This is a genomic window from Pseudoalteromonas sp. SS15, from assembly GCF_049257195.1.
Taxonomy (GTDB): domain Bacteria; phylum Pseudomonadota; class Gammaproteobacteria; order Enterobacterales; family Alteromonadaceae; genus Pseudoalteromonas.
In genome coordinates this window covers 349,767-371,661 of the sequence record NZ_JBMMUD010000001.1, presented here as the reverse complement: position 1 = coordinate 371,661, position 21,895 = coordinate 349,767, and the positions used below count along the sequence as shown (strand labels likewise).

Sequence of the window (21,895 nt, the reverse complement as noted above, 5' to 3'; positions counted from 1 at the left end):
ATTCTATTTTACTCTAGCAATGAGCACGACTTCATTACTAAAGGTAACGTGCATTGGCTATAAGTGCAAAACTTATTGATTAGTCAACAAGTTCACTTAGGCACATTTCATCAAATACTTGTGCACACCATGCTTTAACACGTTGTTCTGTTAACTCTGGTTGACGGTCTTCATCAATACCCAAGCCAACAAAGTGATTATCATCAGCCATCGCTTTAGATGCTTCGAAGTCATAGCCTTCTGTAGACCAGTGACCTACAACAATAGCACCTCGCTCAGTAACGATATCGTTGATCATGCCCATTGCATCAAGGAAATACTCAGCATAATCTTCTTGGTCACCACAACCGAAAATAGCAACTAGCTTGCCTTCGAAATCAACTTCTTCAAGCTCTGGGAAGAAATCATCCCAATCACACTGTGCTTCACCGTAATACCAAGTTGGAATACCAAACAGGATTAAATCAAACTCAGCAATTTCTTCTTTACTACTTTTAGCGATGTCTTTTACATCAACAAGCTTTTTACCAAGCTCTTTTTGAATCATCTTAGCAACGTGTTCAGTGTTACCAGTATCGCTACCGAAAAAAATACCTACGCTTGCCATGTAATACTTACCTTCTATCTATTGTTCGCTAATTTCTCTTGCAAAATGGTTTCTATCAGAGCGCTTCTACTGATATTTTGCGCTTGAGCCATATCACTTAGTGCTTGGTAAAGCTCAGATGATACTTTGAACTCAATACGCTTTAACCCTCTTGCCTTATCACGTTTGATCTGGTTCCGCTTATTAACTTTTAACTGCACTTCACGTGGAAGCGGGTTAGTTTTAGGACGACCAGGACGTTTCTCATTTTCAAAAAGATCGATTGTTGTACGATCTGTTTCTGACTTGGCCATGTTTATCCTACGCCAGCGCCTTGCCAAAATGCTTGTATAAGCCCTTTTGCAATAAAACCTGAACAGCCTAGAAACAATACGAGCCAAACAATATATCGACCAAATTTAGGCACATCACCTTTTTTTAAAACATCGTTGATTGCCATTCCGATAAAGAAAAAGATGCCTGCTAAACCGAAATACAGTCCCATAGTTTCAAACTGTTGAATATACTGATTGGCCATACTTGCTCTAACTAATATTTAAACGGCGGCTACTATATCATAACCGAGTATCATAATTTAATAGTGTGAGTGAAAAACTCGCTAATTATTGAAGAAAATCAATAATTGACCGATTTACGGCTTGTGGTTTTTCAGCATGAAGCCAATGTCCAGCACCATGGATGACTTTTGCTTTCGAATTTGGAAATAATGAGACAATTGCTTCTCTATGTTCAGGCAATATGTAGTCCGAATTATTCCCCTTAATAAATAAGGTATCACATTGGCAGGAATGAGTCTCATTAATATTTGAGATGATCTTTGAATAGTTTTCAACAATGGTATTTAAGTTGAATTTCCAAGCGTAACCGTTTTCAAATTTAGACAAACTTTTTAATAAGAATTGTCTAACACCCATCTCATCTATAAATTCTTTCATTATTGTGTCAGCTTCACTGCGCGAGCTTACATCTTGTTTCTGAACAGATTGCAGCGCATTAATAATAGCACTATGGCGAGGGTGGTAATCAACAGGTGCAATATCAAGCACCACAAGCTTATTAACACGTGTTTCATCAAGCATGGCTAATTGCATTGCGACTTTGCCGCCCATGGAGTGGCCGATGATATGCGCTTTTTCTATATTCAATTCATCAAGCAAATTGAGCACATCTCGTGCCATAGCAGGGTAACTCACTTCATCTTCATGAAAAGATGCACCATGATTTCTTAAATCTATATTAATGACAGTGTAATGTTCGCTAAGGGCTTTTGCGATAATGTTAAGGTTCTCTAATGAACCGAATAGGCCATGCATGATCACGACAACGGGACCAGCTCCTGTTTGCTTGAAATTTAATAGCATTTTGCACTCCGATAAATTATGAGGTAATTTTGCCAGTGTATTGGTGAAATGCAAAGGCATAGTGTCTTGGCTCATTTCATTATATAATCAGCTCGATGCACCAAAATCAGTAATGACAGGAAAAGCATGAAAAAAATAGAAATAGATGACGAGCTTTATCAATATATCGCCAGTAATACGCAAAGCATTGGTGAAAGTGCCTCAGACATTCTGCGTCGTTTATTAAAGTTATCACCCAACACATCTTCAGAAGTTGATGATGTTGTATTAGAAGAAGAACCACAGCAAGAGACAGTTGAAGAACAAAGCGTCACAAAAGTGACCACTAAAACTGCTAATGTTTTTAATATTCTTAATAAAGAAGAGCTCGCTATGCAAAAAGGTGTAGTAGGCCGATTTTTATTTATTTTAAGTGCATTACACCGCACCCATAAAGACAACTTTGACTCGGTTCTAGAAATCAAAGGCCGAGACAGAATTTACTTTGCAAAAAGTAAAGAAGCTTTATTAGAAAGTGGCAGCAGTATGAACCCTAAAAATATCGCAGACAGTGAATATTGGGTCATGACCAATTCTAATACCACACGTAAGAAGATGATGTTACATGAGGTTGCCTTAGGTTTAGGGTATAAAGAAGCTGACGCTGAAACTATTAGAGATTACTTATAAGGACGTTCTATGTCTATCCATCCAGGTGCTGGCAAACCAGCAAAACACGACACATTAGTGAATATTCCAAAACTTGTCTCGGCTTATTATTTAAATGAGCCCGATTTAGAACAAAACCCTGAGCAATGTGTTGCTTTTGGCACATCAGGCCACCGTGGATGTTCGTTAAATGTTAAGTTTAACGAGTCTCATATTCTAGCGATTACACAAGCTATTTGTGATTATCGTAAAGAAAATAATATTTTTGGCCCGTTATTTTTAGGCAAAGACACACATGCGTTATCTGAAGCGGCTTTTAACTCAGCCATAGAAGTGTTAGTAGCGAATGAAGTCCAAGTCATTACGCAAGAAAATGATGACTATACACCAACACCTGTGATCAGCCATGCGGTTGTGTGTTACAACAAAGCCCACCCACATGAATTAAGCGACGGTATTGTAGTAACACCTTCGCACAACCCACCTGAAGATGGCGGTTTCAAATATAACCCGCCAAATGGTGGCCCAGCTGATACTGATATCACCAAGTGGATCGAAGACAGAGCCAATCAGCTATTGCTAGAAGATTTAGTCGAAGTTGAGTTATTTCCTTTCGCTAAGGCTAAGCAATCTGGCTTCATTAAGTATGAAGATTTAATCACACCTTACGTTGATGATTTAATCAATATTGTTGATCTAGACGCGATTGCAAAGGCAGGTGTAAAAATTGGTATTGACCCTCTAGGTGGTTCTGGTATCAATTTCTGGCCTGTAATTAAAGAAAAGTACGGCCTAGATTTAACAGTTGTAAACCCTGAGGTTGATCCGCGTTTTGCATTTATGCCTTTAGATAAAGATGGCAAGATCCGTATGGATTGTTCGTCACCTTACGCGATGGCAAACTTAATTGCGTTAAAAGATGACTTTGATATTGGTATTGGTAACGATCCGGACTATGACCGTCATGGCATAGTAACCAAAGATGGTTTGATGAATCCAAATCATTTCTTAGCAGTGGCGATTGATTATCTACTTACTCATCGTGATTGGGCGAAAGACATTAAAGTGGGTAAAACATTGGTGTCTTCGGCAATGATCGACAAAGTGGTTAAGTCACTTGATAAAGAGGTGTTTGAAGTACCAGTAGGCTTCAAATGGTTTGTAAAAGGCTTAAGTGAGCAGTGGCTGGCATTTGGTGGTGAAGAAAGTGCCGGTGCGTCATTCTTACGCCGTGATGGAACAGTTTGGAATACCGATAAAGATGGCTTCATTTTAGGTCTACTTGCAGCCGAAATATTAGCTGTAACCGGTAAAACACCATCAGAACGTTACAGAGAGCTTGAAGCAGAATTCGGTGCGCCACTATACAAACGTATTGATGCCCCCGCTAATGCAGCGCAAAAAGCAAAATTAAAAGAACTTAGTGCTGCAGATGTGACTGCAGATACGCTTGCTGGTGATAAAATTATTGAAAAACTCACTGAAGCACCAGGCAACAAAGCTGGCATTGGTGGATTAAAAGTCGTGACTGAATCAGGCTGGTTTGCAGCTCGTCCATCAGGCACTGAAGATATTTACAAAATTTACCTTGAATCTTTCAAAGGTGAAGCGCATTTAGCGTTACTAGAGCAAGAGGCCAAAGCGCTGGTTGATTCAGTAATTAGCTAAACAATTTATTCTATAAAAGCCATGCTCAAGCATGGCTTTTTTATTAATACACTCTCACAAAAGGGGACAGTATGTACCTTGAAACACTTAAAAAGTCTGGTGACTTTTTATCAATCACTCGCGAAAACGAATTTCATTTAGAGCCGACATCATTTGTTCTAGCAAATGGGACGCAAGTTGATGTACTTGATACAGGCGTTATTAAATTCACACCTAGTGTAAAAACAACAAAAGATATCGTTTTATCAAGTGCGGTTCATGGTAATGAAACGGCGCCGATTGAAATTTGTGATGAACTGATCCAAAACATTATCTTAGGCAAGCTAGAGCTTAAGCAGCGCGTGCTGTTTATTTTTGGTAATCCAAAATCAATTAATATTGGTGAGCGATTTGTAGAAGAGAACCTAAACCGTTTGTTCAGTGGTTCACATAGTAAAGGTGATGTACAAAACGCTGAAAGAGACAGAGCGAAAAAGTTAGAAACTTATGTGTCTGACTTTTTTAATGAAGTTGAAGCTGGTCGATACCGCTGTCACTATGATTTACACACGGCTATTCGAGGTTCAAAGAACGAGAAATTTGCAGTTTATCCGTTTTTAAATGGTAAGCCTTGGAAAAAGTCACAACTTCAGTTCTTGCTTTCTTGCGGCGTTAACACCGTATTAATGATGGCAGCACCGGCGACGACATTCAGTTATTTTTCTTCAAATGAATTTGGAGCAGATGCATTTACCATTGAGCTGGGTCAAGTTAAGCCTTTTGGTGAAAATGATATGGCGCGCTTTGAGAAAACCAAGCAAACACTGACTGCATTAATTAGCCAAGAAAAAGTCGAATATAAGGAATTTAATTCTGACGACTTTGAATTGTTTGAAGTGTATCGAACGATTAACAGAACGCAAGAAGCATTTAGCTTTACTTTCCCAGACAGCGCAGTGAACTTCACAGGCTTTGCAAAGGGTGAGTTGTTAGCAAATGACGGCGAAAAGCAGTATTTTGCAGAAGTTGAAGGCGAAGCCATTATTTTCCCAAATGCTAAAGTTGCACTAGGTCAGCGTGCATTATTAACCGTTATTCCTATGCAAATTAATCAAAAATTCATATAAGTAACTGAATTAAAAGCTAATAACATAGCGTATTCTTTTCTTTCCAGTAATATTTATGCAAATTAAGTGTTATTCATCTATGATCAGTTGAATAACACTTTACGTTAACGTAAAGTGTCGATAGGTTTAATTTAAACCAATTGCATAAATCGCACAGATTATTCATAAAACAACATAGCGAACGAATAAATACTTTTGAGTAGTTATTTGCATGCAAATGGATAATGACAACAAGAGAAGGTAGGTTATGATTAACCCGAATAACATATCTCTAAATATCAGCCACGCGCTGGAATTTATTGATGGCCATGCACTGAATATCCCCACCTTAAAAATTCTCGGTGATAATGGTGAGATCCTTGATGGTGCAACCGCACCAGAGCTAGACAAAGAAACAGCATTAAAAATATATAGCACTATGCGCTTCATTCGTTTACTAGATGAACGTATGCAGGCTGCACAGCGTCAAGGTCGTGTTAGTTTTTACATGCAATGTCTTGGTGAAGAAGCCGCTGTGACAGCCAGTGCTGCAGCGCTTAAACATGATGACATGATCATGGCCCAATATCGCGAGCAAGCAGCGCTTGCTTATCGTGGTTTTAGCCTAGATAACTTTATGAATCAAATGTTCTCAAATGAACTTGATTTAGGTAAAGGCCGTCAGATGCCAATCCACTATGGTTCTAACGAACTTAATTATATGACGATTTCTTCACCGCTTGGTACGCAAATCCCGCAAGCGACAGGTTATGCTTATGGTCAAAAATTGAATCATATCGATGCTGCAACCGGTGAACTAGCTTCTGAAATCGAAAACGTGACTATTTGTTATTTCGGTGAGGGTGCTGCCTCTGAAGGCGACTTCCATGCCGGTTTAAATATGGCTGCTGTGCATAAAGCACCGGTTGTTTTCTTCGCGCGTAATAATGGTTATGCGATTTCAACGCCAGCAGATGAACAATTTAAAGGCGATGGTATTGCTGCACGTGGCGTGGGCTATGGTATCAAAACGATCCGTGTTGATGGTACTGATACACTGGCGGTTTATGCCGCAACACAAGCTGCACGTAAAATCGCAGCAGAGCAGGGCGAGCCTGTATTAGTCGAATCGATTGCTTATCGTTTAGGTGCTCACTCAACATCAGATGATCCATCTGGCTACCGTAGTAAAGATGAAGAAGCTGAATTCAGAGCGGCTTGCCCAATTGAGCGATTCAAAAACTGGTTATTAAAACAGGGCTGGTTAAATGAAGCAGAAGACGAAGCGGCAAAAGATAAGATCCGTGAAGAAATTCTTGCTGCATTAAAGGTTGCTGAGAAAGTACAAAAACCAGCATTAGAAGAGTTAGTTTCTGATGTATACGACACGCCAATTCCAGCGCTTCAAAAACAATACGAAGAATTAAAAGAACATATCAAGCAACATCCAGAAGCGTACCCAGTGACTTCAGGGAGAATCAAATAATGGCTAAAATGAATATGCTACACGCCATTAACTCGGCGCTAGACATCACTATGGCAGAGCATCCGCAAGCCTGTATTTTCGGTGAAGATGTGGGTTATTTCGGCGGTGTGTTCCGTGCAACCTCAGGTTTACAAGAAAAATACGGTAAGCATCGTGTATTTAATACGCCACTGACTGAGCAAGGTATTCTTGGTTTCGCAAATGGTTTAGCGGCTTTTGGCGCTCCGGCACTGGCTGAAATTCAGTTTGCGGATTATATCTTCCCTGCATTCGATCAGATCGTGAACGAATCGGCTAAATTCCGTTACCGCAGTGGTAATGAATTCAATGTGGGTAATTTAACAATTCGAACGCCTTACGGCGGTGGTATTGCGGGCGGTTTATACCATTCACAATCTCCAGAAGCTTACTTTGCGCATACACCAGGTTTGAAATTAGTTGTACCTCGTAACCCTTACCAAGCTAAAGGTTTATTACGTGCATGTATTAAAGATGATAACCCGGTAATTTTCTTTGAGCCGAAGCGTTTATATCGTGCTTCAGTCGGTGAAGTACCTGAAGAAGACTACGAAATTGAGCTGGGTAAAGCTGAAGTCGTAAAAGAAGGCTCAGATGTGACGCTCCTTGCTTGGGGCGCGCAGATGGAAATCATCGAGCAGGCTGCTGAAAAAGCAGAAGAAGCAGGTATCAGCTGTGAGATCATTGACTTACGTAGTATTCTGCCTTGGGATGTTGAAACCATTGCTAAATCTGTGACCAAAACAGGCCGTTTGATCATTAGTCATGAGGCTCCGATCACCAATGGTTTTGGTGCTGAAGTCGCTGCAACTATTCAGCAAGAATGTTTCTTACATTTAGAATCGCCGATTTTACGAGTGTGTGGCTTAGATACTCCTTACCCACTGGCACTTGAAAAAGAATATGTACCAGATGCACTTAAAGTGTTCTCTGCGATTAAAAAGTCGGTTGAGTTTTAAGGATTAGACATGTCAAAAGAATTTATCTTACCAGATATTGGCGAAGGCATTGTAGAGTGCGAAATTGTAGAGTGGTTAGTCTCAGTCGGTGATGAAGTAAAAGAAGATCAACCTATCTGTGACGTAATGACCGACAAAGCGCTAGTACAAATTCCTGCCGTACATGATGGTGTGATCACACAATTACACTATGAAAAAGGCGAAATTGCTAAAGTGCATGAGCCGCTTTTTGCAATGGATGTAGCAGGTGCTGCACCTGCCGAAGTAGCTAATGACACTCAAGCGTCATCAGACACTTCAGGTTCTCATTTAGAAGACTTTATACTGCCAGACATTGGTGAAGGTATTGTTGAGTGTGAAATCGTTGAGTGGTTAGTCAGCGAAGGTGACACCATAGTTGAAGACCAAGCTGTGTGTGACGTAATGACAGACAAAGCCTTGGTACAGATCCCAGCTAAATACGATGGTGTGGTTGAAAAGCTTTACTATCAGAAGGGTGAAATTGCACAGGTTCATAGTCCGTTATTCCAAATGCGTTTAGCTGGTGGTAATGGCAATGTTCAAACTTCTTCGGTAGCTGAAAGTAAGCCAGCTGCAAAAGCTGATACACAAAATACTACAGTGAAAACGCAATTACCAAAAAATGGTAAAGCAATCGCGTCTCCAGCTGTTCGTCGTTTAGCGCGTGAGCAAGATATCGATATTAACTTGGTACCTGGCTCTGGCAAAAATGGCCGAGTGTATAAAGAAGATATTGCCAGGTTTGTAAGCGGTGAGACTGAGCAACAAGCGGTTGTTGAAACCAAACCAGCTGCAACAAACACAGCGGCTGCTTCAGAGGTTGTGCAAGCTGTTACTTCAGGGGGCACGCGTGTAGAGCCTATTCGTGGCATGAAAGCAGCAATGGCAAAGCAGATGGTTGCATCGGTATCGACCATTCCACACTTTACATTCAGCGATGAAATCGACTTAACTGACCTGATCGCGCTTCGCAAAGAGCTCAAAGAGCAGTATGCGAAAGAAGGTATCAAGCTGACTATGATGCCATTCTTTATTAAGGCACTTTCGCTTGCGATTAAAGAGTTCCCAATTGTTAATTCACAAGTAAACGATGACTGCACTGAGATCACCTATTTTGATGACCACAATATCGGTATGGCTGTAGATTCAAAACTTGGTTTATTGGTGCCAAATATTAAAGGTTGTCAGAGTAAATCTATAGTTGATGTTGCCCAGGATGTAACACGCTTAACTGATGCAGCTAGAGAAGGACGCGTTTCACCTGATGATTTGAAGGGCGGCACAATTTCGATTTCGAATATAGGTGCAATTGGTGGTACAACTGCAACGCCAATTATTAATAAGCCTGAAGTGGCGATTGTGGCATTAGGTAAATTACAGCACTTACCTCGTTTTGATTCACAAGGTAATGTCGTTTCTCGTGCAATTATGCAAGTCAGTTGGTCTGGCGACCACAGAGTTATTGATGGTGGCACAATTGCTCGATTCAATAATCTATGGAAGGCTTACCTTGAAAATCCTGCGAAGATGATGATGGCGATGCGCTAAGTTATTTTCAAAATATATTTTAAAGCCCCGCCCAATGCGGGGTTTTTTGTTAATGAACACTTAACGTTTTTATTCTAATTCTACCTTTCCGATATTTCTTTTTTGTACCTGTTAACCCTTAATTTATGATCAAATGTATATTTTGTTACATATTCCAGTTAATAAAAGATCAAATAAAATATTGTATACAATATAAATTGTATGTATTGTGTTACGCGTCATTATGAAAAACGCAAAACTCACAGGAGTAGGACAACTCATGAAGTACAATAATAAAAAAGGTAACTATCTAAGAAAAAGCCTTGCAGCTACTGCAATTGCTGCAGCATTAAGTTGGCACGCGCCAACGTTAGCTGTAGACGGCAGCAGTGTTGTTAAGGGTCATATCGAAGCAAGTACGGGCTCTGATATTATTGGTGCAACATTGACTTTCAAACACAAAACTAAAGGTTTGAAATATACAGTGACAACCAATGCTGAAGGTGAGTACTTGTTACGTAATGTACCTGTCGGTACTTACGACGTAACAATCGTAAAAGATGGTTATCAAAGTGTACTGCAAGAAAATGTAAACGTTACCATTGGTCAATCTATGATCATTGATGCACAAATGTCGCAAGCTGGTCAAAATATTGAGCGTATCGCTGTAACAGGTGCTTCAATTCGTCGAGTTGATTTAAGTAATTCGACATCAGGTGTGACATTCAGTGATGAAGAATTAAACATGATGCCTGTAAATACGGGTTTCGAAAGCATTGCACTACTTGCACCGGGTACGTCTGCGCCTGGTGGTAGTAGTTTCAATGGTGCATCAAGCTTTGGTGGTGCGTCATCAGCTGAAAATGGCTACTACTTCAATGGTTTAAATGTTGCTTCAATTAAAACAGGCCTAGGTTCAATTCGCTTACCTTGGGAAGCGATTTCTCAAACGCAAATCAAAACGGGTGGTGTAAGCCCTGAGTTTGGTGGTGCGATGGGTGGTATCGTAAACGCGGTATCTAAATCGGGTGAAAATGACTTTGATTTTGGTGCAGAGGTGCGCTGGGATCCATCAAGCCTAGAATCTAACCATGATTCTATTTATCAGTCTAATGGCACAATTTCAACAAATACACAGCGTGATGAATATGATTTTAAAGAGTTTCAAGTTTGGGCATCGGGTGCGTTAATTGAAGATAAAGTATTTGCTTACGCATTATTTTCACCACGTCGTTCAGACAGTGAAGGCGCTGGACAGACAACTTTCAGCTCTACCTCTACCGAAGAAGATCGCTGGTTCACAAAGCTAGATTGGTTCATTAATGAAGACCATTCAATTGGTTTCTCAGCAATGAATAACAAGCGTACTTGGGATACAACAAATTTTGTTTATGATTGGCAAACTAATGTAATTGGCGATCAAAAAGGGGTAGCTGCACCAGGTGAAGATGGCGGTAAAGTTTTCAGTGTTAACTATAACGGCTACTTAACAGACACTATGTCAGTTTCTGCTGTAGTTGGTCAGGTTACTGAGAATGTTGAAAATGTGGTTGCATCGACAGATCCTGGTGTATGGGATTCTAGAAATGGCTGGACAACACTAAGCCAACATACAACATCAACTGTATCAGAAGAGAAATATGTACGTGAGCAAGCACGTGTTGATTTCACTTTAGATTTAGATGAGCACGCTTTACAGTTCGGTATTGACTATAACAAAGTAAAAGTAAAATTTAGCTCAGGTCAAAATGGTATTGGCGATGGTATGGGCTGGTGGGAAATCAAAAACGCAGGTGTTGATGATATCTCAGGTGCAGCAGAAGGTGAGTCTTTCATCGAAAGACGTGTAAGAACACGTGACGTAGATTCTGATTCAACTTCAATTGCGTTCTATATTAATGATACTTGGCAAGCAACTGACAATTTAGTGCTTAATTTAGGTCTTCGTTATAGTGAGTTTGAAAACACGGTGACAGATGGTCGTGCATACGTTGATATGAAAGACCAAATCTCGCCTCGTCTTCAAGCAATCTATGACTTACACGGTGATGGTACAACTAAAGTGTTCGCAACATTTGGCCGTTATTACCAACCGGTTTCTGCAAACATGAATATCACGCAAGGCTCTGCGTCAGTTGAATGGTTCGAATACCATGAAATGGGCGATGTAAATGCAGATGGTACACCAGTACTGTTAGCTGATGGTTCACCAAGTCGTGGCGATATGTTACGTGACCGTCGCTGGCGTCAACGTGGTATTACTGAACCTGGCCTTATCGCTTCTTCAAGCTTGAAACCTATGTATTCTGATGAAATCACCATTGGTTATCAGCAGGAAATTTTTGATACTATGTCAGCGGGTGTACGTGTGGTTCACCGTGACCTAGGTCGCAGCGTAGAAGACACAGATGTAGGTCCTGTACTTGCTAAGAAATTAGCTGAAATGGGTATCACAGATAATGTGGGTCAAGGCTCATATTATGTGTTGAACAATCCAGGTGAAGCGATTGAAATGTCTTATGACTTTGATGGCGATGGTACAGTTGATGTAATTAACTTATCAGCTGAAGAGCTAGCTTTACCTGCAGCAGTACGTAAGTACACAGCGGTTGAGTTTACTTTAGATGGCAACGTGACGGATGATTTAAGAATTAATGCATCTTACACTTGGTCTAAAAACTACGGTAACACAGAAGGCCTAGTTAAAACTGATAATAACCAGGCAGATCCAGGTTGGACGACTTCATACGACTATGCTGACCTAATGGACCATGGCTACGGTAACTTACCAAATGACCACCGTCATGCATTCAAATTTTCTGGCTCGTATAATATCACGGATAACTTAATTGCTGGTTTAGTGGCTCGTACTACATCAGGTCGTCCGCAAAGTTACTTCTCAGTACACCCTAAGAATGTAGATAGCTGTGCAGAAGGTAACCCTTGGGATGCATGTATTAGTCGTTATTATGACCATGCCTCACACTATGACGAAAATGGTAACCCAGCGCCTCGTGGTAGCGCAGGCACACTACCATGGGTAACGAATGTTGACCTTTCAATGTCATATTTCACAGAGCTAATGGGTAATGAAGTATCACTGAAAGCCACCGTTTATAACTTACTGAATGCTGATAGTGCTTTAAACATCAACGAAGAACGTACTCGTTATGGTGATGATGGTATTGAGTTAAACCCAGATTACGGCATGGTGACAGGTCGTCAAGCGGCACGCTATGTCTCACTGACTGCACGTATGGTTTTCTAATCTCCCTGAAAATACCCGTGCGCGCTGAGCGAAGTACCTACGCTCAGCATTCACCCAATGCCAAGCTTGCTTGGCATTTTTTGATCTAAGGAAGTTTCATGTCAGATTTTATAAAACAATTAGAAACACTAAACATTCGGTCTGGGACACAAATAAAGTGCATTGATATGCATACAGGTGGTGAACCGCTTAGAGTAATTAAAAGCGGGTTCGCACATCTCAAAGGCAAGCGCATAGTAGAAAAGCGGCTTGAATGTCTTGAACATCAAGATCATTTACGAACGGCTATTATGGGAGAGCCAAGAGGTCACTCAGATATGTATGGTGCTTTAATCACTGAAAATGAAAGAGCAGACAGTGAGTTTGGTGTGTTATTTCTTCACAACGAAGGGTATAGCACTATGTGTGGTCATGCCATTATTGCATTGTCTACATTGGCTGAAAGAGCTGGCCACTTTAAAGAAAAAGAGGAACTAAAAATTGACTCACCAGCTGGGCAGGTAACTGCCTACTATAATAATGGGCAAGCGTATTTTGATAATGTCGCCAGTTTTGTAGTGAAACTCGACCATCAAATTAATCATCCTGCTCTGGGGTCCTTTACAACTGATGTTGCTTTTGGGGGTGCCTATTATGCTTACGTAGATGCAGACAAGCTGGATATCTCGTTGTCAAAAGCAAATGCCGCTAAATTATCTGAGCTTGGTGAAGAAATTAAAGCTTTAGTTAAGGACTCTTTAGCACTTTCACACCCAGAAGATGAAAGTTTGAGTTTTTTATATGGTGTGATTTTTTACTCGTCTACCCAAACTAAAGATAAAGACAGCCATAGTAAACATGTGTGTATATTTGCTGATGGTGAGCTTGATAGAAGCCCAACAGGAACAGGTGTAAGTGCAAGAGCCGCAATACTTCATGCTAGAAAGCAAATAAACATTGGTGACAAAATTACCATTGAAAGTATCGTAGAGAGTAGTTTTGATGTAACAATTCAAAAAGAATCACAATTTCATAGTTACAACGCTGTAATACCACGAGTATTTGGCACTGCATATATCACTGCATTTTCTAATTTCGTTTTAGAAGACTCAGATCCATTCAAACATGGTTTTTTCCTAAAATAACCCGCTCTAATCACCCAGAACGAAAATTAAACTTGAATATATGGAAAATCAAATATATGATTTTCCATATGTTTTAGGTTGACAGTTTTTTCTTTAAAACTAGAAATCACATTTTCAAGAAAGTTGACCATAATCGGTGTGTCTTCGTTCAATTTCTGGGAGTAAATATGAGTATAAAAGTTGGAATAAATGGCTTTGGCCGTATGGGTCGCCTAACTATGCGTGCCTTATATGACACTGCTGGTATTGAGGTGATTCAGATCAATGACCCAGCAGGCAATGCAGAAACACTAGCGCACCTGATGAACTTTGACTCGGTACATGGTCGCTGGAGCCATGAAGTTGATTTTGCAGGCGATACTATGGTTATCAATGGTCATACTATTTCAGTTACTCAGAATAAAACCATTGAAGCAACTGATTGGTCAAACTGTGATTTAGTAATTGAAGCGTCTGGTGTGATGAAGTCAAAAGCTAAATTACAGGCTTATTTTGATCAAGGTGTGAAACAAGTAGTTGTGACTGCGCCGGTCAAAGAAGAGGGCGTATTAAATGTGGTTTATGGCGTAAACCATGATTTATTTGATGCTGAAAAGCACAATATTGTGACTGCTGCATCGTGTACAACCAACTGTTTGGCACCACCGATTAAAGTATTACAAGAAAAAATCGGTATTGTGCATGGTTCAATGACAACAATTCACGATATCACCAATACTCAAACCATCCTTGATGCACCGCACAAAGATCTTCGTCGAGCAAGAGCGTGTGGTATGAGCTTGATCCCAACAACGACAGGTTCAGCTACTGCAATTACACATATTTTTCCAGAATTGAAAGGTAAACTAAACGGCCATGCTGTTCGTGTACCGCTGGCTAATGCATCAATCACAGATTGTGTGTTTGAAGTTAGCCGAGCGACTACTGCTGAAGAAATCAATGAATGGATGAAAGAAGCGGCTGAAGGTGAACTAAAAGACATTTTAGGTTTTGAAACTCGTCCACTTGTGTCGATTGATTATAAAACTGATCCAAGAAGTAGTGTGGTTGATGCGCAGTCAACCATGGTCGTGAATGGTACGCAAGTAAAAATGTACTTGTGGTATGACAACGAGTGGGGTTATGCAAATCGTACTGCAGATCTAGTTCGTTATGTTATTGAGCAAAAGTGGGGATAATCTAGATGTTGTCCAAACTTTCGGATGACATAAAACAATATTTACTCATCACCAGTAATTATTGGGCGTTCACATTAACAGATGGGGCGCTCAGAATGCTGGTGGTGTTGTATTTCCACCAGCTTGGCTACAGTGCGCTTGAAGTCGCCATGTTGTTTTTGTTTTATGAATTCTTTGGGGTTGTGACTAACTTAGTCGGTGGCTGGCTAGGTGCGCGACTTGGTTTGAATAAAACTATGAATTTAGGCTTGTCCATTCAAATCTTCGCATTAGTCATGCTTGCTATTAACCCAGAGTGGTTGAGTGTTGTTTATGTCATGTGTGCTCAGGCATTATCTGGCATTGCAAAAGATCTCAATAAAATGAGTGCCAAAAGTGCCATAAAAAAATTGGTACCTGAAGACGCCGATGGCGTTTTGTATAAATGGGTTGCTATTTTAACTGGTTCTAAAAATGCGCTAAAAGGTGTCGGTTTCTTTTTAGGTGGTTTGTTGCTGACCTTGTTTGGTTTTCAAGGCGCATTATGGCTTATGGCTGGAATGCTGATACTTGTTTGGCTATTAAGCCTGTGGCGATTAAAAGCAGACTTAGGTAAAAAGAAAGCAAAACCTAAATTCACAGAAATGTTCTCAAAAAGCCCGCAAATCAATCGGCTTTCAGCTGCGAGACTATTTCTATTTGCAGCAAGAGATGTGTGGTTTGTAGTAGCACTGCCAGTGTATTTTGTCAGTGATCTAGGTTGGCAAAGTAGCACAGTTGGTACTTTTATGGCTGTGTGGGTCATTCTATATGGCTTAGTACAGGCAAACGCCCCCAAAGTCACCGGCAGAAATATGGCGTTAACCCAAAGTAAGCAATCAGCGCTGTCATGGGTTACAACCCTTGCAGTTATTCCGGCAATGATAGTATTGGGTTTAGATTCAAGTTTCTCACCAGAGCTTATCCTTGTTGGTGGTTTGCTAATTTTTGGTGCTGTATTTGCGATTAACTCATCATTGCATAGCTACCTGATTGTGAGGTGTGCAGACAGTGACGGCGTATCAATGGATGTGGGCTTTTATTATATGGCCAATGCAGCAGGGCGCTTAACTGGTACTGTATTGTCTGGTGTAATGTATCAATATTATGGCTTAAGCGCTTGCTTATTGGTTTCGTCAGTTATGTTAGGCATTGCCATAGTGCTAACTAAGCGACTTTAATCTCTTTTATAAAACCCAGAAACTTAGACTCTGGGTTTTACTTCCACTTTTTATCCATAATTATCGTCTAAAGTTAATTTAGGTTTGATAATGATTGGTATCACATTGAAAAAGTTAATATATGTCTACGTATTATTCTTAGTATCTATATTTTCAAGTTTTCCCGTTTCAGCGAAACAAATTACTTTATCTGTTGGAGAGTGGCCGCCTTATATGGGCAGTGATTTACCGAATAACGGTGCCATTGCTGAGATAATTACCGAGGCATTTTCAGATATCGGGTATCAAGTTGCTTTTGAATTTTACCCGTGGGCGAGAGCGATGGAGCAAGCGCAATTAGGGAGAGTTGATGGCACCGGCTTATGGCTTAAAACTGAGTCTAGAGAAAGTGAATTCTATTTCTCTGAGCCAGTATTAGAAGAAAAGCATGTTTTTTTTTACAACAAAAAAAATAAGCCTTATCTAAATAGCTTTGAAGCATTAAAGTCGTATAGCTATGTTGGCCTTGAAGATTTCAGTTATGGCATCGACCTAGATAACATTATTCGAGCGAAACAAATCAACATGCACAGAGTGTCTAATGATGAGCAAGCATTTGGCATGTTGTTAAAAAGCAGAGTATCGATTTACCCACAAGAAATGGCGGTTGGTTACTATTTGTTGCGTCAACATTTTTCAGAGCAAGAAGTGAAAAACATAGGGCATATCGAACAGCCCTTCATGCGCAAAAACAGCCACATCATGTTATCGAAAGCTGATAAGAATAATGCCGATATTCTGAAGATGTTTGATGAAGCTTTACTTAGAATGAAACAATCAGGTCGTTATGATCAATTTTTAGCAAAAGTGATTAAATTTAAAAATTGAGCTGTGTTAATACACAGCTCATAGAGGAGTTTAAATCAAAGCAGTGATAGTTTTGATTTGATCTACAAGCTCTTGGTTTGTTAACTGACCGGTTTCTAAGTCGAAATTATCATAGAAACTCGGTACTGAAAGTGAGCCTTTTACATCCATGGCAAAAAACTGAGATGAACCAACTGCAGCAGCGAGTACGCTTTGCGCACCACCGGGACCCGGTGAAGTCGCTAACAAAATAACTGGTTTACCTTGGTAAACTTTCATATCAATACGTGATGTCCAATCAAAAATGTTTTTGTAGGCAGCCGTATAAGAACCATTGTGCTCAGCAAAAGAAATAACAATGGCATCTGCTTCGCCAATTTTTTTGAAAAAAGTTTGTGCTTTTTCTGGAATACCTGATTCATTTTCACGATCTGAGCTGTAGATTGGCATTTCAAAATCGTTTAAATCTAATAATTCAACGTCTGCGTTTTCAATTTGATTTGCCGTGTACTGAGCCAACTGTTTGTTAATTGATTGGCGGCTACTACTTGCTGCAAATGCTAATACTTTCATGACTTCTTCCTCATTAATTAAGTGATGAGTCTTCAATTCATTGCTCGACTCGATGAAATATAGTCTATATTATCTTTATTTAGTTATTAATCCCTTATTTGTGTTTTCACTATTTCCATATGACTATGAATAAGCTGTTTGAAGGTATAGAAATTTTTGTTGAAGTGGTTAAGCGAGGAAGCTTTGCAAGTGCCGCGCAGCAATTGGGCCATTCTAATTCTCATATTTCTAAAGAAATGAATAAGCTTGAAGCAAGGCTTGGTGTGAGATTGTTAAATAGAACAACACGCTCTTTGGCGCTCACACCAGAAGGTGAGGCTTATTATCAGCAATGCATACAGCTCATAAGTGATGCACAAGACGCCTTCAATCTAGTCACACAGGGAGACGATACGCCAAAAGGGAATTTAAAGTTAAGTTGTCCTATAGGGCTCTATCGCTCACATATTCAACCCATTGTAGTAAGTTTTATTAAACAGTATCCAAACGTCACCCTTGATTTAGATTTGAGTGATAAACACGTTGATATTGTTGCGGATGGATTCGATTTAGTTATACGAGCAACACCGGTATTAAATGAATCAAGCCTAATTTGTAAAAAAATCTATGCGTGCCCCACCTATGTGGTGGCATCGAAATCTTATCTTGCTCAATTTGGTCGACCTCATCACCCCAGGGAGCTCATTAACCATCATTGCATTGGTTATAGTAATCTTAAGAATCCAGAAAAATGGGAGTTTAAGCACAGTGATGCTGAACCATTTGTTGTCGATGTTAAACTCAAAGCCAAGTGTAATAACGGTGAAGCAGAAACTGCATTGGTTGAAGCTGGGGTTGGTATAACTCGATTACCTGAATTTTATTTATCAAGTGGCTTAGAATCAGGCAATTTAGAGATCTTATTTTCAGAGTATGAGCAACCAACAGTCAATGTTTATGCTGTTTATCCAAGTCGCAAGCACCTTTCATCAAAAGTCCGGCGCTTGATTGATCTGTTGAGTGATGAACTGAAAAAATAAGTTCATTCACCAATAAGGTATTAAAGCAGCCTTATCTTTTCAAGGGCTTCTTGCGTTCGTTGCGATTCTGGATTGAGTTTTGTGTTTAGCGTTAAAAATGCAATAGCAGCTTGTTGTTCGTTAGCATCAACAAGCTCATATGCAAATCTGATTAATTGACGCTCACTAAACCCTTCTTGTTGCGCTATCAATGTTTTGTACCAAGCGATTGATGGAGAAGTTCCTTGTTCTATGATCATTTTATAGAGTTGTTGTGAAAGCCGTAACTCAGGCTCTTCATAGTCTTTATCATAGATTATACTCAGTACTTTTTCAGTGATTGCTGTCATTGGCGCACCACCCGTATTATCAAGCAGTACAACTAAAGTGTCGTCTTCTAACTCACGACTGATATTGGCATTAAAACCAGGGATCATACCGCCATGATGTACTCGAGTGAGAGGTTTACCGAATCGCTCTTCTGGGTAGTTATCAACCAACCAGCCCGCTGCATAGTTTCTATGTTTTGTGACTTGATACAACACTGTGGTTAAAGGTTTAGATAAGATTTTGTTTTCAGCTAAGCCTCGGTCCCAAAGGTACAAATCCATGGCCGTTGAATACATACTGCCAGCAGAAAAGGGCACTGACATGTCTATATGGCTTGCGTGTTCTAAACGATTTAAAAGTCGCTCATAACCAGTCACCCGATTGTTTAGGACAGAATATTGTTGGTTAAACCCAGAGTTATTCATGTTAAGCGGCTTTAGAATCTGCTGTGTTAAAACTTCACTATAGGATTTACCTGTTACTTGTTCGATGACTTTACCTAAAATGGTATAACCCGCATTGCTATATCTGAATTGGGTGCCGGGCTCGAAGTTTAAATCCTCACTACAAAACTTTGAGATAAACTCGTCCAGTGTGTAAGGGTTTCTTGCTTCAACAGCTTTGTATCCGTCAAGGTGAAAGAAATTGCCAAGGCCTGATGTGTGATTTAGTAACTGTCTAATTGTAATTTTAGAGCCAGTATCTGCTCTGTAGCCTGGATAGTATTCTATTAACTTTTCATCCAACTTTAGCTTTTTTTGTTCAACAAGTTGAAGTATCAACATAGCTGTAAATTGCTTAGTAATTGAGGCGATTTTGAATTTGCCTTCAACAGTATGATTAATGTCCCATTCAAAGTTGGCTTTGCCATAACCTTTTTTCAAGAGCACTTTCCCTTTATGGCTGATTAACGCGACACCATTAAATTGCTCTAATTGGTGATATCGAGTCAGTAGTTTGTCAATTTCTTTGCTCTTTATTTGATTTGCAACGCTTAAAAATGAAGAAAAAAATATAAGTAAAAAAAGTATCTTAGTACGCATCATGCTATTCCCAAATTAAACATGCATTTAATTTAACGACATTCAAACTAATTGAAGAGTGATTTAAAGTGAGTTAGGGTGACGCACAGTGACAAAAGAACTTATCTAATAATAAGAATTAGTTAAGGGTATTTAAGGAATAAGATGTCAATTTATAAAGTCGGAGACAACCTAACTTTAAACCTTGGTGAACGAAAATTATTTAAAGGTTCGACAGAGGTTACTTTGCCTGAGTTATCATATCGATTATTAGTGTGTTTGGTTGAACGCGCGCCGAATGTCGTTTCTCATGACATTCTCTTGGACTTTGTATGGCAGGGAAAAGTTGTTTCAGAAGACACCATTAAAAAACGTGTATCTCGTCTTAGGGAAGTTTTGGCAGTCGGAAAAGAACAAGACCTTATTATTGCAGAACGAGGTCTAGGATATCGTTTAAATTTATCAGTTAAGACCATAGAACAAACAGTTAGCCTACAAGAACAACAAAATTCACCAAAACTTGTAAGTCCACAATTCCGTTATTCTATTAGGCATCGTGTCATGCTTAGTGGATTAGTCATCTTTGGCATCATTGCGTTCGGTGTTTTTAAGCAAACAGAGCCAAGCAAGATACAGCAACCAGAACAAGTAAGAAAAAGCCTATCATCTCACGATCCATCGAGTGAGCTAAATGTAGCTCGATTTATGGGGTTACAAAATAGTTCAAAAATTGATAGTGCGATTAGTGAGCTAGAAAACTCAATCAAACACGCCAGCAATAAAGTCGCTATTTTCTCAATATTAAGCGAATTGTATTTAACTAAGCATAAGTTATATGGTGCCAATCAAGACGATTTAATACAAGCCTATCAATTTGCATTAAAGGCAGTTAACGCTTCGAACAGCCAACCTTGGCCTTATGTTGCCCTTGGGAATGTGCAAATTGAGCAGGGGAAATATAAAAACGCCATTGAAAGTGCTAGCAAAGCCATTTCACTTTCGCCTAAATGGGTGAACGCGCATGCCGTCAAATCTAGTGCCCTGAATCACCGTGGTGATATTTCAGGGGCGTGGCAAGCGATCCAAATTGCGCATAAATTACAACCAGACAATCCGCTTGTTCAAAAGATACGGGTTCAGGTTTTATTAAATAAAAATATGTTTAGTTGGAGTGAACGTCATTTAGACTCATTGATAGCGTCTTCTCCGCAAGATGCGTTTTATTCGCTGACTCAAGCTGAGTATTTCTTGGAAATTAAACATTATGAAAAAGCAGAAATAACCTTAAATGAATTACTGACCTTAAAGCCAAACTTTATTGAAGCGCATCTACTTATGGCAAGCGCTTTAGAGTTACAAGGAAAAATGGATAAATCACTTGTTCATTTAAAGCGGGTTGCTCATAGCCAAAGTAAACATGCACAGCTTGCACAGTTGCTCGCCAATTTGGTTGACGGTAATAATAGAAATGTGAAAGGTAAAACTTCAGAAGGTGTTACATACTCCAATCATTTTATCGCTTCGTTGCTCACATTAAATAACAAAGACCCTGAGCAATTTATACAGCTAGCAGAGAAAGCCGTGCAAAACGGGTTTTCTAAAGAGTATTTATTAGAATCCAATATTATTGATACTTCGTTAGAGCAACAAGTACAAAGTGATAAGCTATTTAAAGATTACCAAGCTCTTAAAACAAACTTGTTTAATATCAAGCAAGCACGACGAGTAAAGCGGGTGCCTATCCTGTAGTTGAAATTAATCATTCGCATTTCACGACAAAACCTTCACAAACACTTTGCTAACTTTGCGATACCAATCCTCTTAATTAAGTGATCTATTTTGAGGCAAAGAAAACTTGTCGATAGCAAGGCGAAAATTTCGCTATTTAGTTGTTCTAAAGAAGATATTTTTAACGAAGCTAGCGACAGTTTTAGTCCCTCAAAATGATTGAGTATTATTGAGGATTGGTATGAGATA

The 21,895-nt window shown here is 39.6% G+C and carries 19 protein-coding genes; 13 read left to right on the top strand and 6 right to left on the bottom strand.

Annotated features, from left to right (window positions below):
- Positions 1-79: 79 nt before the first annotated feature.
- From fldA to AAEU28_RS01565, 4 genes are all read right to left on the bottom strand, one after another.
- Positions 80-607 (bottom strand): flavodoxin FldA, encoded by a 528-nt coding sequence (gene fldA / locus AAEU28_RS01580; RefSeq protein ID WP_058029914.1) that lies wholly within the window; start codon positions 605-607, stop codon positions 80-82.
- A 14-nt stretch (positions 608-621) separates the two neighbouring features.
- On the bottom strand, positions 622-900 hold the full coding sequence (gene ybfE / locus AAEU28_RS01575) for a LexA regulated protein (RefSeq protein ID WP_058029913.1): 279 nt from the start codon (positions 898-900) through the stop codon (positions 622-624).
- Between the two features lie 2 nt (positions 901-902).
- On the bottom strand, positions 903-1,124 hold the full coding sequence (locus AAEU28_RS01570) for a DUF2788 domain-containing protein (RefSeq protein ID WP_058029912.1): 222 nt from the start codon (positions 1,122-1,124) through the stop codon (positions 903-905).
- Positions 1,125-1,209: 85 nt separating this feature from the next.
- On the bottom strand, positions 1,210-1,968 hold the full coding sequence (locus AAEU28_RS01565; protein WP_421962675.1) for an alpha/beta fold hydrolase: 759 nt from the start codon (positions 1,966-1,968) through the stop codon (positions 1,210-1,212).
- 126 nt (positions 1,969-2,094) lie between these two features.
- Between AAEU28_RS01565 and seqA the strand changes: the two genes are divergently transcribed.
- The 11 genes from seqA to AAEU28_RS01510 all read left to right on the top strand — a co-directional run bounded on the left by seqA (position 2,095) and on the right by AAEU28_RS01510 (position 17,016).
- Complete coding sequence (gene seqA, locus AAEU28_RS01560) at positions 2,095-2,637, top strand: replication initiation negative regulator SeqA (RefSeq protein WP_421962674.1); 543 nt, start codon at positions 2,095-2,097, stop codon at positions 2,635-2,637.
- 9 nt (positions 2,638-2,646) lie between these two features.
- A complete protein-coding gene (gene pgm / locus AAEU28_RS01555; protein ID WP_421962673.1) occupies positions 2,647-4,284 on the top strand; it encodes a phosphoglucomutase (alpha-D-glucose-1,6-bisphosphate-dependent) in 1,638 nt (545 codons plus the stop codon).
- 71 nt (positions 4,285-4,355) lie between these two features.
- The gene (astE, locus tag AAEU28_RS01550; protein WP_421962672.1) at positions 4,356-5,390 is read left to right on the top strand and encodes a succinylglutamate desuccinylase; all 1,035 of its coding nucleotides are present in this window, start codon (positions 4,356-4,358) and stop codon (positions 5,388-5,390) included.
- A gap of 247 nt (positions 5,391-5,637) precedes the next feature.
- Positions 5,638-6,855 carry a thiamine pyrophosphate-dependent dehydrogenase E1 component subunit alpha gene (locus tag AAEU28_RS01545; protein WP_421962671.1) on the top strand — a complete coding sequence of 406 codons (1,218 nt, stop codon included), beginning with the start codon at positions 5,638-5,640 and terminating at the stop codon, positions 6,853-6,855.
- Positions 6,855-7,832: a transketolase C-terminal domain-containing protein gene (locus AAEU28_RS01540; protein ID WP_058029906.1), complete on the top strand. Its 978-nt coding sequence runs from the start codon at positions 6,855-6,857 to the stop codon at positions 7,830-7,832. Before AAEU28_RS01545 ends, AAEU28_RS01540 begins: the two co-directional genes overlap by 1 nt.
- Positions 7,833-7,841: 9 nt before the next feature.
- Complete coding sequence (locus AAEU28_RS01535; RefSeq protein ID WP_421962670.1) at positions 7,842-9,401, top strand: dihydrolipoyllysine-residue acetyltransferase; 1,560 nt, start codon at positions 7,842-7,844, stop codon at positions 9,399-9,401.
- Positions 9,402-9,660: 259 nt separating this feature from the next.
- Positions 9,661-12,648, top strand: a complete 2,988-nt coding sequence (locus AAEU28_RS01530) for a TonB-dependent receptor (protein ID WP_421962669.1) — start codon at positions 9,661-9,663, stop codon at positions 12,646-12,648.
- Between the two features lie 98 nt (positions 12,649-12,746).
- A complete protein-coding gene (locus AAEU28_RS01525; RefSeq protein ID WP_421962668.1) occupies positions 12,747-13,772 on the top strand; it encodes a proline racemase family protein in 1,026 nt (341 codons plus the stop codon).
- A 167-nt stretch (positions 13,773-13,939) separates the two neighbouring features.
- Positions 13,940-14,950 (top strand): ArsJ-associated glyceraldehyde-3-phosphate dehydrogenase, encoded by a 1,011-nt coding sequence (locus tag AAEU28_RS01520; RefSeq protein ID WP_421962667.1) that lies wholly within the window; start codon positions 13,940-13,942, stop codon positions 14,948-14,950.
- Positions 14,951-14,955: 5 nt separating this feature from the next.
- Positions 14,956-16,149: an organoarsenical effux MFS transporter ArsJ gene (gene arsJ / locus AAEU28_RS01515; RefSeq protein ID WP_421962666.1), complete on the top strand. Its 1,194-nt coding sequence runs from the start codon at positions 14,956-14,958 to the stop codon at positions 16,147-16,149.
- A 105-nt stretch (positions 16,150-16,254) separates the two neighbouring features.
- Positions 16,255-17,016 carry a substrate-binding periplasmic protein gene (locus AAEU28_RS01510; RefSeq protein ID WP_421962665.1) on the top strand — a complete coding sequence of 254 codons (762 nt, stop codon included), beginning with the start codon at positions 16,255-16,257 and terminating at the stop codon, positions 17,014-17,016.
- Between the two features lie 30 nt (positions 17,017-17,046).
- Here AAEU28_RS01510 and AAEU28_RS01505 read toward each other — a convergent pair whose 3' ends face one another.
- Positions 17,047-17,568 (bottom strand): NADPH-dependent FMN reductase, encoded by a 522-nt coding sequence (locus tag AAEU28_RS01505; RefSeq protein WP_421962664.1) that lies wholly within the window; start codon positions 17,566-17,568, stop codon positions 17,047-17,049.
- Positions 17,569-17,693: 125 nt separating this feature from the next.
- Here AAEU28_RS01505 and AAEU28_RS01500 point away from each other — a divergent pair, with 125 nt between their 5' ends.
- Positions 17,694-18,587, top strand: a complete 894-nt coding sequence (locus AAEU28_RS01500) for a LysR family transcriptional regulator (protein ID WP_421962663.1) — start codon at positions 17,694-17,696, stop codon at positions 18,585-18,587.
- A gap of 20 nt (positions 18,588-18,607) precedes the next feature.
- On the opposite strand, the gene AAEU28_RS01495 is transcribed toward AAEU28_RS01500, so the two are convergent.
- Positions 18,608-19,942, bottom strand: coding sequence for a serine hydrolase domain-containing protein (locus tag AAEU28_RS01495; protein ID WP_421962662.1), 1,335 nt, complete (start codon positions 19,940-19,942; stop codon positions 18,608-18,610).
- Positions 19,943-20,083: 141 nt separating this feature from the next.
- Here AAEU28_RS01495 and AAEU28_RS01490 point away from each other — a divergent pair, with 141 nt between their 5' ends.
- On the top strand, positions 20,084-21,667 hold the full coding sequence (locus tag AAEU28_RS01490) for a winged helix-turn-helix domain-containing protein (RefSeq protein WP_421962661.1): 1,584 nt from the start codon (positions 20,084-20,086) through the stop codon (positions 21,665-21,667).
- Positions 21,668-21,895 lie beyond the last annotated feature (228 nt).

What these genes read in the sequence shown, in the direction of transcription:
- fldA (WP_058029914.1), bottom strand. Translation starts at nt 607, where the DNA reads ATGGCAAGCGTAGGTATTTTTTTCGGTAGCGATACTGGTAACACTGAA.
- ybfE (WP_058029913.1), bottom strand. Translation starts at nt 900, where the DNA reads ATGGCCAAGTCAGAAACAGATCGTACAACAATCGATCTTTTTGAAAAT.
- AAEU28_RS01570 (WP_058029912.1), bottom strand. Translation starts at nt 1,124, where the DNA reads ATGGCCAATCAGTATATTCAACAGTTTGAAACTATGGGACTGTATTTC.
- AAEU28_RS01565 (WP_421962675.1), bottom strand. Translation starts at nt 1,968, where the DNA reads ATGCTATTAAATTTCAAGCAAACAGGAGCTGGTCCCGTTGTCGTGATC.
- seqA (WP_421962674.1), top strand. Translation starts at nt 2,095, where the DNA reads ATGAAAAAAATAGAAATAGATGACGAGCTTTATCAATATATCGCCAGT.
- pgm (WP_421962673.1), top strand. Translation starts at nt 2,647, where the DNA reads ATGTCTATCCATCCAGGTGCTGGCAAACCAGCAAAACACGACACATTA.
- astE (WP_421962672.1), top strand. Translation starts at nt 4,356, where the DNA reads ATGTACCTTGAAACACTTAAAAAGTCTGGTGACTTTTTATCAATCACT.
- AAEU28_RS01545 (WP_421962671.1), top strand. Translation starts at nt 5,638, where the DNA reads ATGATTAACCCGAATAACATATCTCTAAATATCAGCCACGCGCTGGAA.
- AAEU28_RS01540 (WP_058029906.1), top strand. Translation starts at nt 6,855, where the DNA reads ATGGCTAAAATGAATATGCTACACGCCATTAACTCGGCGCTAGACATC.
- AAEU28_RS01535 (WP_421962670.1), top strand. Translation starts at nt 7,842, where the DNA reads ATGTCAAAAGAATTTATCTTACCAGATATTGGCGAAGGCATTGTAGAG.
- AAEU28_RS01530 (WP_421962669.1), top strand. Translation starts at nt 9,661, where the DNA reads ATGAAGTACAATAATAAAAAAGGTAACTATCTAAGAAAAAGCCTTGCA.
- AAEU28_RS01525 (WP_421962668.1), top strand. Translation starts at nt 12,747, where the DNA reads ATGTCAGATTTTATAAAACAATTAGAAACACTAAACATTCGGTCTGGG.
- AAEU28_RS01520 (WP_421962667.1), top strand. Translation starts at nt 13,940, where the DNA reads ATGAGTATAAAAGTTGGAATAAATGGCTTTGGCCGTATGGGTCGCCTA.
- arsJ (WP_421962666.1), top strand. Translation starts at nt 14,956, where the DNA reads ATGTTGTCCAAACTTTCGGATGACATAAAACAATATTTACTCATCACC.
- AAEU28_RS01505 (WP_421962664.1), bottom strand. Translation starts at nt 17,568, where the DNA reads ATGAAAGTATTAGCATTTGCAGCAAGTAGTAGCCGCCAATCAATTAAC.
- AAEU28_RS01500 (WP_421962663.1), top strand. Translation starts at nt 17,694, where the DNA reads ATGAATAAGCTGTTTGAAGGTATAGAAATTTTTGTTGAAGTGGTTAAG.
- AAEU28_RS01495 (WP_421962662.1), bottom strand. Translation starts at nt 19,942, where the DNA reads ATGATGCGTACTAAGATACTTTTTTTACTTATATTTTTTTCTTCATTT.
- AAEU28_RS01490 (WP_421962661.1), top strand. Translation starts at nt 20,084, where the DNA reads ATGTCAATTTATAAAGTCGGAGACAACCTAACTTTAAACCTTGGTGAA.